Origin of the sequence: Streptomyces sp. NPDC059452, assembly GCF_042750035.1 — a bacterium.
Lineage (GTDB): Bacteria > Actinomycetota > Actinomycetes > Streptomycetales > Streptomycetaceae > Streptomyces.
In genome coordinates, this window is sequence record NZ_JBHYVE010000012.1 from 94,927 (window position 1) to 108,786 (window position 13,860).

Consider the following 13,860-nt stretch of genomic DNA (forward strand, 5'->3'; position numbering starts at 1 on the left):
GACGGCAGAGCGGGCTGGTCCGGCGCGGCCCGATCCCCCTAGCGTCGAGCCCATGAGCCAGGGACAGGCGTGGGTGCTGGGAGCGACAGGCCAGATCGGGCGGGCGGCGGTGAGCGCGCTCGCCCGGGACGGCTGGGAGGTGACGGCCGTATCGCGCGGCGGCGGCCGGGACGGGCGATGGGGCGACGGGGTCCGCGCCCTGGCGCTCGACCGGGACGAGGAGGGCGCCCTGGAGAAGGCGCTCGGCGACGGCTGTGACGTCCTGGTCGACATGGTGGCCTTCGGCGGGGCACACGCCCGGCAGCTGACCGCGCTCACCGGCCGGATCGGCTCGGCGGTCGTGATCTCCAGCGGTGCGGTGTACGAGGACGAGCGCGGCCGCAGCTTCGACACCCAGTCCGAACCGGACGGCTTCCCCCGCTACCCGGTCCCTCTCCCGGAGACCCACCCCACGGTGGCCCCGGGGGACACCACGTACGGGACCCGGAAGGTGGCGCTGGAGCACGAGCTGCTGGCGGCGGGCGACGCACTGCCGGTGACCCTGCTGCGGGCGGGCGCGGTCCACGGCCCGTACTGCCGCACCCCGCGCGAGCTGTACTTCGTGAAGCGCCTGCTGGACGGGCGGAGGCAGCGGCTCCTGGCGTACGGCGGAGACGATCCTGCTGGACGGCCCGAGCCCCGGCGGAGGCGTGGGCGACACCCCGTGGAGCGGGGCCCACCCGGTGGTGTACGACATGGGCGCGGCGGAACGGGAACTCGGCTACCGGCCGGTGACGGGGTACGCGGAATCGCTCCCGGAGACGGTGGAGTGGCTGGCCGGGGAGCTGACGGGGCGGGACTGGCGGGAGGCGTTCCCGAAGATGGCGCGGAACTACGGGGAGGCGCTGTTCGACTATGCGGCGGAGGACGCGTGGCTGGAGGGGGGCGGGCGGGGGCGCCGCGCGTGAGGTGAGCGGCGGGGGCCACGGACGTGAGGGACAGGGCGGCCGAGCCCGGCTGGGCTGGTGTGGGCGGGTACTGTGGTGGCTCATTTGAATGTCGGTCTGGGGGGGGACGAATGGGACGCAGCAGGCTGCCTGTGGAGAACGCAGGCGACAGCGATCTCTGTCTCTTCATCGAGCCGTACGGTGAGGACTTCTACCTGCGCCCCGGGGAGGTCTTCACGGTCGCGCCTGAAGCCGATGGGATCGATGTCTGGTTCTCCACCGTCGTCTGGGAGGGAGGCATCACCGTATGGCCTTATGAGGACGGCGACCCGACCAAGATCGTCCTGGAGTACACCGTGACCGACGCCAACGGAGCACGACTGGAATGCGGTCACCAGAAGCCCCCGAAGCCCGTCGGCTCCGACGTTCCCGACCTGGGTTGACCCTCTCCTGGCCACGGGGTCAGGGCAAGGTCCTGCAGCGGATAATGGTGAACCGCCCGCGCTGCCTGCGCGTTGCGGTCGAAGTGGGTCCCGGCTCCTGCGCGGCTCGTGTGAGGGAGGATGGCCGGCATGTCTGCTCGTGCACTGAGCTTCGGCGCGACCGCTGAAGCCTACGAAAGGTTCCGGCCGGGGTATCCCGAAGAGCTCTTCGACTTGGTGATGACGTACGCGGGCCGCCCGGTCCGGACGGCCCTGGAGATCGGTGCGGGGACCGGCAAGGCAACCCGCCTGTTCGCCGCCCATGGGGTCACGGTCACGGCGACGGACCCCGACGCTGCCATGCTCGCCGAGCTGAACAAGACCGTGCCCCCGAACGTGACGACCGTGCGGGCCGCGTTCGAGGGCCTGCGGCCAGGTGAGACCTATGGATTGGTCTATGCGGCGGCGGCCCTGCACTGGACACGCCCGGAGGGTCGGTGGTCAAGAGCGGCCGCGCTACTCGAACCGGAGGGCGTGTTCGCCTCGTTCGGCGGCCAGGTTCAGCCTGCTGACCCAGCTGTCGCGGAATCTGTGCGTATGGCGCGGGCGCCGTTCCTGGAAAGCGACGAGGTTCCGTCTCCCGACGGGACTGCTCCCGATGAGGAAATGCAGTGGCCAGGCACAGAGCTGCGGCAGTCTCCGTTGTTCCTCGACATTCAGCAGGCCCTCGTCAAGCGGCACTTGACGATGAGCGCTCCTGACTACATCGGCTACCTGTCGACTGTCTCGGCATATCTCCAACTGCCGCGATCGAGGCGACAGCAGGCGTACGACGCGATCACGCGGGTCCTTCCCGAGACGGTCGAGATCGCCGCCGACATCATCGTCCATCTGGCACGTCGACGATCCGAGTAGGGGCGACACTCCTCTCCGGGGACCACGGCGAGCCTCACGCGACGATCTACGTCGAGACACCCCCCACCACCGTGGTCACCCGATCTTGTTCCGCTTCAGGCCGTCCAGCAGCTCGTGCATCGCCCCGTCCAGGGTCGCGCGCAGCAGGCGGGCATCCTCCGCCACCGCTGTGACCAGGACGGCGGGGCCCGCGAGCGGGGTGAGGGCTGCGGTGGGGGTGAGGAGGCGGGCGGGGAGTGGGGTGGCCTCGAAGGACGGGTCGGCCAGGAGGAGTTGGCCGGTCGCGCGGTGGCCGCCGAGGACTGCGGGGCCGTTCCAGCCGTCGGGGGCGTCGGGGCCGTAGGCCAGTTGCTGGTCCAGGAGGGGGCGGCCCGCGCGGTGGACCGTGAGGCGGGTGGTGAGGGCTCCGGTGGGTTCGCCGTGGCGGCCGAGGATCTGTTCCTCGCGCAGCAAGAGCCTTGCGGTGGGCGCTAGTTGGACTCGGGTGGTCTGGTGCAGGTTGCTGCCGTGGGCGGAGACGAGCTGTTCGGGGAGCCAGTGCAGGGTGGCCCACTCCCCCACCCGTAGATCCACGGTGTACGTGGACGGGGCGGCGTCCGGCCGCGCGCCCGGCAGCGCGATGGTGGCCGCCGCCGCGTCCACGGTGAGGCGGGCGGCGTCCGCCACCTCGGCCTCGATCGCCAGCCGGTCGCCGTTGAGCGGGGCACTCATGGCGCCGACGACGGTGACCCGGGCGTGGGTGGGGAGCGGTGAGCGGGTGCGGCGGAGCGCGAGGGGGCCGGCGCTCTCCAGGACGGGCAGCGCGGTCCCGCCCCGGCCGTCGGGCTCGGCGCGGAGGCGGGCGGTGGCGCGGACGCTCATGCGGTCCAGGCGGCGAGCCGCGCCCGTACCCAGTCGGCGACCGGTCCGACACCCTCGGCAGAGGTCAACGAGGTGAAGGCGACGGGGAGTTCGCCTCGCTGTTTCTTGGCGTCCAGGGCCATCCGCTCCAGGTCGGAGCCGACATAGGGGGCGAGGTCGGTCTTGTTGATGACGAGCAGGTCGGCGGTGGTGACGCCGGGGCCGCCCTTGCGCGGGATGTCGTCGCCGCCCGCCACGTCGATGACGAAGACCTGGGCGTCGACGAGCCCCTTGGAGAAGGTGGCGGTGAGGTTGTCGCCGCCGGACTCGACGAGGATCAGGTCGAGCGGGCCGACCGCGTCCTCCAAGTCCTCGACGGCTTCGAGGTTGGCGGAGATGTCGTCGCGGATGGCGGTGTGCGGGCAGGCGCCCGTCTCGACGGCCTGGATGCGCTCGGGCGGCAGAACGGCGTTGCGGAGGAGGAAGGCCGCGTCCTCCTGGGTGTAGATGTCGTTGGTGACGACGGCGATGGAGAGCCGGTCGCGCAGCTCGCGGCAGAGGGCGGCGACGGTGGCCGTCTTGCCGGAGCCGACCGGGCCGCCGAGCCCGATGCGCAGGGCGCGCCGGGTGCCGTCGGGGCGGGTGGCGTCGGCACTGACGGCGGCGGGGGCGTCGTGGGTGTGGCCGAGGTGCATGAAGGGCTCCTATGCGCTTGAGGGTCAGGAGGCGAAGAGGCGGACCGGCCAGGCGGCGTGTGCCTCGGCCGTGATGTCGAGGAGCGGGGCGGAGGCGGCGGGCAGGGCGTCGATGCCCTGCCGGGCGGCCTCGGCGGCCTGGGCGGCCACCTCGTCCAGCTCGGGGGCGAGCCGGGCCAGTACGGCGGTGGCCTGGAACGGGTCGAGGGAGAGCAGCCGGACCACGGCGGTGGCCGGACCGCTGACCGTCTCGTACGCCACACAGTGCGCGGCGTCCTCGGGCCCCAGTCCCGCCGCCCGGGCGGTGAGGCCGAGGACGACGGGCTGGTGGGCGCCGCGCGGCCGGGCCAGGGCGAGCGCGTCGAGCTCCGGGCCCGGCCAGGTGGCGCGGGCGGCCCGCAGCATCTGCCGGCCCAGCTTGCGGGCGGTGGCGCGCAGGGCGGGCGAGGGCGTACGGGCGTCGGCGGCCTCGTCGAGCGCGAGCGGGTCGAGCCCGTGGGCGGCCGCCGCCGCGAGGGCGGCGGAGGTGAGCCCGGTGGTGTGCAGGCGGCCCCGGCAGAAGGCGGCGAGGTCGTCGGCGTCGCGGATGCGCCCCTGGGTGACGGCCGGTTCGGCGCCGCCGGAGTGGGCGTGGCCTCCGGCGGGGAACCGGCCGTCGGCGAGGACGAGCAGGGCTGCGCGTGACATGGATCGGACCCGTCGGCTCAGAAGAGGAAGTAGCGCTGGGCCATGGGGAGTTCCGCTGCCGGTGCGGGCTCGACCGGTTCGCCGTCGATGGTGACGGCGAAGCTGTCGGGGTCGACATGGACGTGCGGCATCGCGTCGTTCTCCCTCATGTCGGCCTTGGTGACCCCGCGCGTGCTGGTGATCGGCGTGAACTCCTTTTCCAGGCCGAGCCGTTCGGGCAGCCCGTCCTCGATCGCCGTCCCGGTGACGAAGTTGTACGAGCCGCGCGCCGCCGCCCGGCCCAGGGCGCCGAACATCGGCCGGGGCAGGACCGGTTGGGGCGTCGGGATGGAGGCGTTGGCGTCGCCCATCTGCGCGTACGCGATCTGGCCGCCCTTGATGACGGTCTGCGGCTTCACCCCGAAGAACGCCGGGTCCCAGAGCACGAGGTCCGCGAGCTTTCCGCTTTCCACGGAGCCGATCTCCCGGCCCAGGCCCTGGGCGACCGCCGGGTTGATGGTGTATTTGGCGATATAGCGACGGACCCGGTGGTTGTCGGCCCGCCCGTCCCCGGGCAGGGCACCGCGCCGCTTCTTCATGACGTGGGCGGTCTGCCAGGTCCGCAGGATCACCTCCCCGATGCGCCCCATCGCCTGCGAGTCCGAGGAGATGATCGAGATGGCGCCGAGGTCGTGGAGGATGTCCTCGGCCGCGATCGTGGAGGGCCGGATACGGGACTCCGCGAAGGCCAGGTCCTCGGGGACGGCCGGGTTGAGGTGATGGCAGACCATCAGCATGTCGAGGTGTTCCTCGATGGTGTTGACGGTGTGCGGCCGGGTCGGGTTGGTCGAGCTGGGCAGGACGTACGGCTCCGCGACCACGGTGATGATGTCGGGCGCGTGCCCGCCGCCCGCACCCTCGGTGTGGTACGCGTGGATCGAGCGCCCGGCGATGGCGGCGAGGGTGTCGGCGACGAACCCGGCCTCGTTCAGCGTGTCGGTGTGGATGGCGAGCTGGGCACCGGTCTCCTCGCAGACGGTGAGGCAGGCGTCGATGGCGGCCGGGGTGGCACCCCAGTCCTCGTGGATCTTGAATCCCAGCGCACCGCCGCGCAGTTGGGAGTACATCGCGTCGTGGGAGGTGGTGTTGCCCTTGCCGAGCAGCCCGATGTTGACGGGAAAAGTCTCCAAGGCCTCGAACATCCGGGCCAGGTGCCAGGGACCGGGGGTGATGGTGGTGGCCTTGGTGCCTTCGGCGGGTCCGGTGCCGCCGCCGACGAGAGTGGTGATGCCGCTGGAGAGCGCCTGGTCGACGAGGGTGGGCGAGATGAAGTGGACGTGCGCGTCGACCGCTCCGGCCGTCAGGAACTTGCCGTTGCCCGCGATGATCTCGGTCTCCGGGCCGATCACCAGATCGGGGTGGACCCCGTCCATGGTGTCCGGGTTCCCGGCCTTGCCGATACCGGTGATGCGGCCGTCGCGGATGCCGATGTCGGCCTTGACGATGCCCCAGTGGTCGATCACGACCACGCCGGTGATGACGGTGTCGGGTGCGCCCTCGGCCCGGGTGGTGCGGGCCTGGCCCATGGACTCGCGGATCACCTTGCCGCCGCCGAAGACCGCCTCGTCGCCCGCGTGGCCTGGGCCGCCCGCACGGTCCTCCTCGATCTCGACGAAGAGGTCGGTGTCGGCGAGGCGGATGCGGTCGCCGGTGGTGGGGCCGAAGAGGTCGGCGTACACGGCCCTGCTGAGGTCAGGCATGGAGGGCACCCCCGGCTCCATCGAGAGCGCCTCCGGTCTCATCCAGAGCACCGCCGGTTTCGCCGCGCAGGCCGGGGACGATGCGGCGCCCGGCGAGCGGGACGAGTTCGACGTCGACGGGGATGCCGGGTTCGAAGCGGACCGCCGTACCGGCCGCGATGTGCAGCCGCAGCCCGTGGGCGGCCGCCCGGTCGAAGCTCAGCCCGGGGTTGGCCTCGGCGAAGTGGTAGTGGGAGCCGACCTGGACGGGCCGGTCGGCGGCGTTGAGGACGGTGAGGCGGGTGACGGGGCGCCCCTCGTTGAGGGCGATGCCCCCGTCCCCGTACAGGATCTCTCCGGGAATCACGGCGCGGCCCCGTCAGACGATCGGGTCGTGGACGGTGACGAGCTTGGTGCCGTCCGGGAAGGTGGCCTCCACCTGGACGTCGTGGAGCATCTCGGGGATGCCGTCCATGACCTCGTCCCGGGTGAGCAGCTTGCGGCCGGACGCCATGAGTTCGGCGACCGTACGGCCGTCGCGGGCGCCCTCCAGCAGGTGGGCGGTGATCAGCGCGACGGCCTCGGGGTGATTGAGCCTCAGCCCGCGTGCCCGGCGCTTGTCGGCCACGTCGGCGGCCACATGGATGAGCAGGCGTTCCTGCTCGTGCGGGGTCAGTTGCACGCTTCCACCTCATCGTCTTCCGCCCGGCACCGGCCTCCGGGCGCAGCGGGACCCTATCTCCGTTCAACAGTTCGTTGAACGGAGAACCCGGCTCTCGCGACCAGGTATTGCACGTTAGGGCGGAAGTTTTTCCGTTGCGTTAACTGGCCTTTTGCGGCTCCATGGACATCAGCCCGCGCAAGCCGTTCTCCGGCACCTCGCGCCGTACGTCCCCGAAGAGCGCCTCCTGCACGATGAAGCCGTGCGCCGTGGCGATCATCGTGCGGGCCACATGCTCGTCCGGCACGCCCTCCGGAAGGATTCCGGCCGCCCGGTACGCCTCGACGAGCTCGCCCCAGACGGTGCGCATGGCCGCGTACCCCTCCTCCAGCAGGGTTGCGAGCCGCTCGTCCCGGAGGGTCTCGGACCATACCTGCACGATGAGCGAGGCGACCGTACGCCGCTCCAGACCGTGCACCGCTCCCTCGAACAGCCCCCCGAGCACCCGGCTCAGCAGCACGTCCGGGGTGGGCGGCGGGGTGGTGCGCGTGGCCTCCTCGAAGGTGGTGCGGATGCTGGCGAAGGCCTCCCCGGTGATGGCCGCGATGATGTCCTCCTTGCCGGAGAAGTAGCGGTACACCGCACCGGTCGAGAGGCCCACCTCCTTCAGGACGTCCTGCATGGACGTGCCGTGGAATCCGCTGCGCGCGAAGCAGCGCGCGGCGCCTTCGAGGATCTGGCGGCGCCGGGCGTCGAGGTGTTCCTGGGATACACGAGCCATGGGCTCAATCTAAAACGAACGTTCCTTCTTGACAAGCGGGCGAGCCGTCCGGACAGTGGGAGCCGTTCGTAAAACGAACGATCCTTCTCTTTGATCGCCACCCGAATCGAGGCCCCATGTCCACTCCCCCGAACCGCCGCGCGGTGGCGGTCGTCCTGCTGATCCCCCTGGTGGTGACGCTCGCCCTGTGGGCCTTCGCCTGGCCCGCCGCCCGGATCGCACCCCGCGACCTCCCGGTGGGGGTGGCCGGTGCGGCACCGGCGGCCGATCAGCTGCGGAGCGGGTTCGAACAGCGCGCGGGCGCCTTCGAGGTGCACCGCTTCGACGACGAGGCGGCGGCACGGGAGGCGATCGAGGACCGGGTCGTATACGGAGCCGTCGTCGCCGGACCGGAGGGCCCGCACGTGCTCACCGCCTCGGCCGCGAGCCCCGTGGTGGCCCAGCTGCTGCGCGAGGCGGTGACGGCTGCGGTGCCGGAGGGCACGGAGGTGCGGGTCACCGATGTGGTGGCCGCGCCTTCCGGGGACCCGCGCGGCGGCGCGCTCGGGGCGAGCATCCTGCCGCTGGCCCTGGCCGGGATGGGGGCCGGGGCGGCCGTGACCCTGCTGGGGCTGCGCGGGAGGCGGGCCGCCCTGACGCTGGTCGCGGCGGCGGGGCTGGTGGGCCTCGCCGCCACGGCCGTGGCGCACAGCTGGCTCGGCGTGATCACGGGTGACTGGTGGACGGAGGCGGGCGCGTTCGCCCTGACCGTCCTGGCCATCGGCTCGGCGGTGGCGGGGCTCGCCGCCCTGCTCGGGCCGCGCGGCATCGGCCTCGGCGCGTTGCTGATGGTGCTGCTGGGCAACTCCTTCTCCGGAGTCACCAGCGCGCCGGAGCTGCTCCCCGAACCGGTCGGCGCGATCGGCCAGTGGCTCCCGCCGGGCGCGGGCGGCTCGCTGCTGCGCTCGGTCGCCTTCTTCGAGGGCGGCGGGGCAGGTGGTGCGGTGCTGACGCTCGCGCTCTGGTCGGTGCTCGGCCTGGCGGCGGTGCTTCTCGCTCGCGGCAAGGCCGCTCCCGAGGCCGAGGCTGCCAAGCCCGGCGAGGCCGCCCCGGAGGCCCAGGGAGCCGAGCCCGCCCGGGAGCCGGCCCCGACCGGCTGAGCGCCGGACCCACCACGAGCCGAGCCGGGTGCCCCCTCCTCAAGGGGGCACCCGGCTTTCTGCTGTCGCGGGCGGACGGCGGTGTCAGGTGTCCCGGTCGCCGTGGGGGCGGTGCTCGGCGGCGATGCCGAACCTGCGCCGTTCGCCCCGGGCCGAGGGCGCGGAGCCGACGGAGGAGACCGAGCTGATCACCTGCTCCTCGGCAGCGGCCTCCTCCGCCTCAAGTCGTTGCAGGTCAGCGGCGGACACCAGAGCGATGAGGGGCTTGCCGTGCCGCGTCACGACGACGCGTTCACCGCCGTACACAACGCGGTTGATCAGTTCGGCGAGCTCCGCCCGCGCTTGCGTCACCGGAATCTCGTAGGCCATAGTCCCCATCATAACCTTCTGTACGTCCTGTACATTTTTTACGGACGGGTGGCCCTGGGGCCGGTTCGGCCCTGCGCCCCGCGCATCCCGTCGCGCACCAACCCCCGCGTTCCGTCCCGTAACAAGAGGAGAGAGGCACCGCCATGATCCGCCCTGCCGCCCGTTACGTACTGCCCGAGTTCCACGAGCGCACCGCCACCGGGACCCGGACCATGGACCCGTACTCCAAGCTGCTGTCCGAGCGGATCGTCTTCCTCGGGAGCCCGATCGACGACACCGCGGCGGGCGACCTGATCGCCCAGTTCATGTATCTGGAGCACGCCGATCCGGACCGGCCGCTCTCCCTCTACATCAACTCCCCCGGCGGCTCGTTCCAGGCCATGGCGGCGGTCTACGACACGATGCGGTTCCTCGCCTGCGAAGTGGAGACCTTCTGTCTGGGACAGGCCGGCCCCTACCCCGCGGCCCTGCTGGCGGCCGGGGCTCCGGGCCGCCGACATGCCCTGCCCGGCGCGCGGGTAGTCATTCAGCAGCCCGCACTGGAGGAGCCGATGCGGGGCCAGCCGTCCGATCTGGAGATCCACGCGCGCGAACTGGTGCGCACGCGCGAGATGTTCGCGGCCATGCTGGTCCGGCACACGGGCCGGACCGCCGAGCAGATCACCGCCGACATCGAGCGCGACACCATCCTCGACGCCGGGGCCGCCCGCGCCTACGGACTGATCGACCACGTCGTGGAGAACCGTTCCCTCCCCCAGCCGCCGCACAACGCGAGGTGAACCGCCCATGGAGCCGACGGAGTTCCCGCCCCTGCCCGCACTGACCCGCGCCGAGGGCGAGTTCATCGACTGCTATCTGGCGGTCCTCGACCAGGTGGGCCGGATCAACCCGGCGCGCGGCAGCGACACCTACAGCGCGCTGCGGGCCGCGCAGGCCCTGGCCTCCCGGGCGGCGGCCCTGCGCGACGCCCTGGCCCTGATGCACGAGCGCGGCGAGCGGCAGATCCACGCGGCGACGCTGGCCCGGGCGCTGCGGGTGCTGGACGGCGAGCGGCGGGCGGGGCGGGTCGCGATGCCTCCGACCCCGAACTGAGCCGCTCCGCGCGCCGGGAGCGCATGACGGGAGCGGGCCGGTCGCGGCGCTGTGCGACACGCCCGGTCCCGTGACCGGATTTCCTCGCTCGTTCGGCGTAGGCGATCACCCGCACGAGCGACGGCCCAACTTGCGCTCAACGCCTGGAACCTGCTCGGAATCTGACCTTTTGTCGCTGGTACGAGGCGGGGTGACCGGCCCGTCGGCGGGCCCGAATTCGCCCTGTCCACCTGAATGGATCAGTGGTGAGGAGACTCACAAATCACTGTTTCGGCTCGGAAATCCGGCACTTGGTGAGTCAAGATCCCTGGGACGACAAGCCCCCGCCGCCGCGGCGGGGCGGTCCGGGTGGACGCCGAGTCCTGCCGCCACCCCGGATGACTGGTCGACAGGAGTGGATCGGCAGGAGTGGAGGACCCGAGCACAACGGGCCGACCGGGAGACCGGGAAGCCCTCGGGGTGAAGCCGCATCGCGCGGCCGGGCAACTTCGCCAGCCCGAACCCGACAGGTCATCCTTCACAGGCGGCTGACGAAGGGTTGCGCATGTCTGCGCAGGTTCATGTCCCGTCTCTGTTCACCCGGGTCGGTACGGCCTCGGTGCTCACCTTTGCCGTGACGTCCGCGATGCTGGCACCAGGCCTGGTCAACGATGCCGAGGCCGCCACCCATTCGACGAAGGCGCTCAAGATCGCCGCGTCGAAGAAGGGGGCTCCCTACAAGTACGGCGCCGCCGGCCCCAACCGCTTCGACTGCTCGGGGCTGACGGTCTACTCGTTCAAGAAGGCCGGGAAGAAACTTCCCCGCACGGCACAGCAGCAGTACAACAAGACCCGCACTATCCCGAAGTCGCAGCGCAAGAAGGGTGACCTGGTCTTCTTCCATTCCGGGCGCAGCGTCTACCACGTGGGCATCTACGCCGGGGACGGGAAGATCTGGCACTCCCCCAAATCGGGAGATGTGGTGCGGAAGGCCAAAATCTGGTCCAAGAGCGTCTGGTACGGACGGGTCCGCTGACCCACTGACCGGACGCTCTTCCCTTGCGGGCGGTACGGACCCCTTGCGGTACGGGGCCTTGCAGTACGGGTCCCTTGCGGTACGGGGCCTTGCAGTACGGGTCCCTTGCGGTACGGACCCCTTGCGGGCGGTACGGGCGCGCTGCTCGGCACCGCCCGCAAGGCCCCGGCGCTCTTGCCGCAATTGCCGCCCCTGCCGCCATTTGTCGCTCTCAGCGCAGGAGTGGACCGGTCACCAGCGCCAGCCCCAGTCCGGTGAGCGCCACACCGCTGCCGCCCTCGATGGCGCGGGCGGTACGCGGCCGGCGCAGCCACCGGCCCAGCCGGTCCACGAGCAGGGCGACCAGCGGGAACCAGACGAGGGCCAGCGCCACCACGAGGGCGGCGAGCAGCAACGTCCTGGGCAGCGGTGGCTGTCCGGCCGGGACGAACTGCGGCAGCAGGCTGAGGAAGAGGACCGGGGCCTTCGGGTTGAGCGCGTTGGTCAGGAACCCCTGACGCAGCGCACGCCCGAACGCGTGGGACGTCTCGGGGCGTCCCTCCGGCCCCGTCGCGTGGTCCGGTGTACGGCTCTCCTCCGAGAGCCGGCGCCGGAGCGCGTACAGCCCACTGATCCCGAGGTACAGCACGTACGCACCGCCGAGCAGCTGGACGGTGCGGAAGAGCACGGGCAGCGTCACCAGCACGGCGGCGAGCCCCGCCACGGCGAGCGCGGTGTGCACGAGCAGCCCCCCGGCGACCCCGAGCGCGCCGGCCAGACCGGCGGTGCGCGAGGCCAGGGCGTTGCGTACGACGACGGTGAAGTCGGCGCCGGGCAGCGCGACCATACCGGCGGCGACCCCGGTGAAGGCGATCAGTTGTGCGTCCAGTTGTCCGTCCATGGGTACAGCCTGGACCTGCGGAGCCTTTAGCGTGTACTTGCAATCTTCTGGGTCTGCCTAAAGGAACGCTTAATGTACGACCCGACGCGGCTCGCCGCCCTCGTGGCGGTCGCCGAGACCGGATCGATCACGCGGGCCGCCGCCCACCTGGGCTACACCGCGCCCGCGCTCTCCCAGCAACTGGCCAAACTGGAGCGCGAGGCCGGGGCGGCGCTGCTGGTGCGCCACCATCGCGGGGCGCGGCTGACGGCCGCCGGTGAGCTGCTGGCGGGCCGGGCCCGGCGGGTCCTGGACGAGCTCGACCAGGCGCGGCACGAGCTGGCGCAACTGGCCGGGCTCTCCGGCGGCAGGCTGCGGGTGGGGACGTTCACGACGGCCGGGGTCCATCTGCTGCCGCCGGTCCTGAGCGCGTTCCGGCGGGCCCATCCGGACGTCGAACTGACGGTCACCGAGTACGAGCCGCCGGGCGGGGTCGCCGCGGTCATCGCGGGCCAGGTAGACCTGGCGCTGACCCACACGTACGAACCGGCCGTGGCGGACCCGCCGCCCTCGGGCGTCACCCTCGAACCCCTGCTGGTCGAGGAGCTGGTGCTGGCCACCGCCGTCGGCCACCGGCTCTCCGAGGGCACCGGGCGGCTGCCGGTCGCGGAGCTGGCGGGGCGGCCGCTGATCAGCAGCGCTCCGGCGCATCCGCCCCGGCGCGGGGTGGAGGGCGCGCTCGCGGAGGCGGGCGCGACTCCGGCGGTGGTGTGCGAGTCGCCCGGCTATGCGCTGGTGTGCGCGCTGGTCAGTGCGGGGCTAGGGCCTGTCGTCAAACTGCCGTCGTCGCCCGAAGGGCGGCCGCGCGGCGCATGGTGCGTGCGATCGCAAGGCGCCGGAATGGTCTCGTAGCGGAGCTACTTGGCCATTTCGGCAACGCTGCGAGCGTGCGTGCCAGGCGTCGCGCGGCAGGCGGCAGTTTGACGACAGGACCTAGGCGTGGCGGTGGTGCCGGAGATGGTCGCGTCGCTGTCGTCCACACCGCTGGCCGTCCGGCGGCTGGAGCCCGCGGCCTTCCGCCGGACGATCTCCGTCGCACACCGGGGCGACCGGGCGACCGCGGCGGCGGCGACCCTGCTCGTACTGCTACGAAGCGGCTTCGGCCGGGCGGCGACAGCCCGCTGATCCCGGGCCGAAACCTCCGGATGTCTCCCGTGGACCAGACCCCTGCGTCAGCCCTGCGTCACCCCTGGATCGGCACCGCCCAGGGCAGGGCGATCCAGACCGTCTTGCCGCCCTCTGCCGTCGGGACGACCGTCAGCCGTCCGCCGTACTCCTTGGCCAGCGCCCGGATGATCACCATGCCCCGCCCGTTGTCCTGCCGTACGGCGGCGGGCAGCCGCTGGGGCCACCGGGGGTGACTGTCCGTCACCCCCAGGCGCAGTTCCTCGTCCCGTTCGAGGCGCAGATCGACGGTGAAGGTGGGTGACTGGCCGAAGGTGTGCTGGACCGCGTTGGTGGCGAGCTCGGAGATGATCAGCCGGATGGTGTCGGCGAGCTCGGTGTCCTCGGAGAGGCCCCATTCGGCCAAGGTCCTGGCCACATATCTGCGGGCCGATGAGACCGAGAGCGCATCGCTCGGCAGAGTGACGGTTGCTTCCTGATGGTCTGCCATGGCGACGCCGTCCCTTTCGCGCCCCGGCCGACCGGCAGTCGGCCAGGATTGTGCTTCGCGCCAGAC

17 protein-coding genes, 2 pseudogenes and 1 riboswitch are annotated in these 13,860 nt (G+C 71.9%); of the genes and pseudogenes, 9 read left to right on the forward strand and 10 right to left on the reverse strand.

Annotated elements, in window-relative coordinates; translation table 11 throughout:
• Window positions 1–52 precede the first annotated feature (52 nt).
• From ACFW9Z_RS17895 to ACFW9Z_RS17905, 3 genes and pseudogenes are all read left to right on the forward strand, one after another.
• Window positions 53–947, forward strand: a pseudogene (locus ACFW9Z_RS17895) (NAD-dependent epimerase/dehydratase family protein).
• Between the two features lie 110 nt (window positions 948–1,057).
• Window positions 1,058–1,369 carry a hypothetical protein gene (locus ACFW9Z_RS17900; RefSeq protein ID WP_384641332.1) on the forward strand — a complete coding sequence of 104 codons (312 nt, stop codon included), beginning with the start codon at window positions 1,058–1,060 and terminating at the stop codon, window positions 1,367–1,369.
• Between the two features lie 129 nt (window positions 1,370–1,498).
• Window positions 1,499–2,263 (forward strand): class I SAM-dependent methyltransferase, encoded by a 765-nt coding sequence (locus ACFW9Z_RS17905; RefSeq protein WP_384641335.1) that lies wholly within the window; start codon window positions 1,499–1,501, stop codon window positions 2,261–2,263.
• Window positions 2,264–2,338: 75 nt separating this feature from the next.
• Here ACFW9Z_RS17905 and ACFW9Z_RS17910 read toward each other — a convergent pair whose 3' ends face one another.
• From ACFW9Z_RS17910 to ACFW9Z_RS17940, 7 genes are all read right to left on the reverse strand, one after another.
• Entirely contained in the window at window positions 2,339–3,124 is a 786-nt protein-coding gene (locus ACFW9Z_RS17910; RefSeq protein WP_384641338.1) for an urease accessory protein UreD, read from the reverse strand.
• Window positions 3,121–3,798: an urease accessory protein UreG gene (gene ureG, locus ACFW9Z_RS17915; protein WP_384641341.1), complete on the reverse strand. Its 678-nt coding sequence runs from the start codon at window positions 3,796–3,798 to the stop codon at window positions 3,121–3,123. Before ureG ends, ACFW9Z_RS17910 begins: the two co-directional genes overlap by 4 nt.
• Window positions 3,799–3,822: 24 nt before the next feature.
• Window positions 3,823–4,485: an urease accessory protein UreF gene (locus ACFW9Z_RS17920; RefSeq protein ID WP_384641344.1), complete on the reverse strand. Its 663-nt coding sequence runs from the start codon at window positions 4,483–4,485 to the stop codon at window positions 3,823–3,825.
• A gap of 17 nt (window positions 4,486–4,502) precedes the next feature.
• A complete protein-coding gene (locus ACFW9Z_RS17925) occupies window positions 4,503–6,224 on the reverse strand; it encodes an urease subunit alpha (protein ID WP_384641347.1) in 1,722 nt (573 codons plus the stop codon).
• Window positions 6,217–6,570 carry an urease subunit beta gene (locus tag ACFW9Z_RS17930; protein WP_384641350.1) on the reverse strand — a complete coding sequence of 118 codons (354 nt, stop codon included), beginning with the start codon at window positions 6,568–6,570 and terminating at the stop codon, window positions 6,217–6,219. Before ACFW9Z_RS17930 ends, ACFW9Z_RS17925 begins: the two co-directional genes overlap by 8 nt.
• A 12-nt stretch (window positions 6,571–6,582) precedes the next feature.
• Complete coding sequence (locus ACFW9Z_RS17935) at window positions 6,583–6,885, reverse strand: urease subunit gamma (RefSeq protein ID WP_384641353.1); 303 nt, start codon at window positions 6,883–6,885, stop codon at window positions 6,583–6,585.
• Between the two features lie 139 nt (window positions 6,886–7,024).
• On the reverse strand, window positions 7,025–7,645 hold the full coding sequence (locus ACFW9Z_RS17940) for a TetR/AcrR family transcriptional regulator (protein ID WP_384641355.1): 621 nt from the start codon (window positions 7,643–7,645) through the stop codon (window positions 7,025–7,027).
• Between the two features lie 116 nt (window positions 7,646–7,761).
• Here ACFW9Z_RS17940 and ACFW9Z_RS17945 point away from each other — a divergent pair, with 116 nt between their 5' ends.
• Window positions 7,762–8,784, forward strand: a complete 1,023-nt coding sequence (locus tag ACFW9Z_RS17945) for an ABC transporter permease (protein ID WP_384641358.1) — start codon at window positions 7,762–7,764, stop codon at window positions 8,782–8,784.
• Window positions 8,785–8,868: 84 nt separating this feature from the next.
• Here the strand turns inward: ACFW9Z_RS17945 and ACFW9Z_RS17950 are convergent, their stop codons facing one another.
• Window positions 8,869–9,153, reverse strand: coding sequence for a type II toxin-antitoxin system Phd/YefM family antitoxin (locus ACFW9Z_RS17950; protein WP_384641361.1), 285 nt, complete (start codon window positions 9,151–9,153; stop codon window positions 8,869–8,871).
• Between the two features lie 143 nt (window positions 9,154–9,296).
• Between ACFW9Z_RS17950 and ACFW9Z_RS17955 the strand changes: the two genes are divergently transcribed.
• From ACFW9Z_RS17955 to ACFW9Z_RS17965, 3 genes are all read left to right on the forward strand, one after another.
• A complete protein-coding gene (locus ACFW9Z_RS17955) occupies window positions 9,297–9,932 on the forward strand; it encodes an ATP-dependent Clp protease proteolytic subunit (protein WP_384641363.1) in 636 nt (211 codons plus the stop codon).
• A 7-nt stretch (window positions 9,933–9,939) separates the two neighbouring features.
• A complete protein-coding gene (locus ACFW9Z_RS17960; RefSeq protein ID WP_366390262.1) occupies window positions 9,940–10,245 on the forward strand; it encodes a hypothetical protein in 306 nt (101 codons plus the stop codon).
• Window positions 10,246–10,601: 356 nt separating this feature from the next.
• Window positions 10,602–10,786, forward strand: a riboswitch (cyclic di-AMP (ydaO/yuaA leader).
• 3 nt (window positions 10,787–10,789) lie between these two features.
• Window positions 10,790–11,260: a C40 family peptidase gene (locus ACFW9Z_RS17965; RefSeq protein WP_384641366.1), complete on the forward strand. Its 471-nt coding sequence runs from the start codon at window positions 10,790–10,792 to the stop codon at window positions 11,258–11,260.
• 211 nt (window positions 11,261–11,471) lie between these two features.
• On the opposite strand, the gene ACFW9Z_RS17970 is transcribed toward ACFW9Z_RS17965, so the two are convergent.
• Window positions 11,472–12,128 (reverse strand): LysE family translocator, encoded by a 657-nt coding sequence (locus ACFW9Z_RS17970; RefSeq protein WP_384641644.1) that lies wholly within the window; start codon window positions 12,126–12,128, stop codon window positions 11,472–11,474.
• A gap of 84 nt (window positions 12,129–12,212) precedes the next feature.
• On the opposite strand from ACFW9Z_RS17970, the gene ACFW9Z_RS17975 reads away from it, so the two are divergent.
• Window positions 12,213–13,031, forward strand: a complete 819-nt coding sequence (locus tag ACFW9Z_RS17975) for a LysR family transcriptional regulator (RefSeq protein ID WP_384641369.1) — start codon at window positions 12,213–12,215, stop codon at window positions 13,029–13,031.
• Between the two features lie 81 nt (window positions 13,032–13,112).
• Window positions 13,113–13,304: pseudogene (locus ACFW9Z_RS17980) on the forward strand (LysR family transcriptional regulator); the annotation flags it as partial.
• Window positions 13,305–13,362: 58 nt separating this feature from the next.
• On the opposite strand, the gene ACFW9Z_RS17985 reads toward ACFW9Z_RS17980, so the two are convergent.
• Window positions 13,363–13,794, reverse strand: coding sequence for an ATP-binding protein (locus ACFW9Z_RS17985; RefSeq protein ID WP_384641372.1), 432 nt, complete (start codon window positions 13,792–13,794; stop codon window positions 13,363–13,365).
• Window positions 13,795–13,860: the final 66 nt, after the last annotated feature.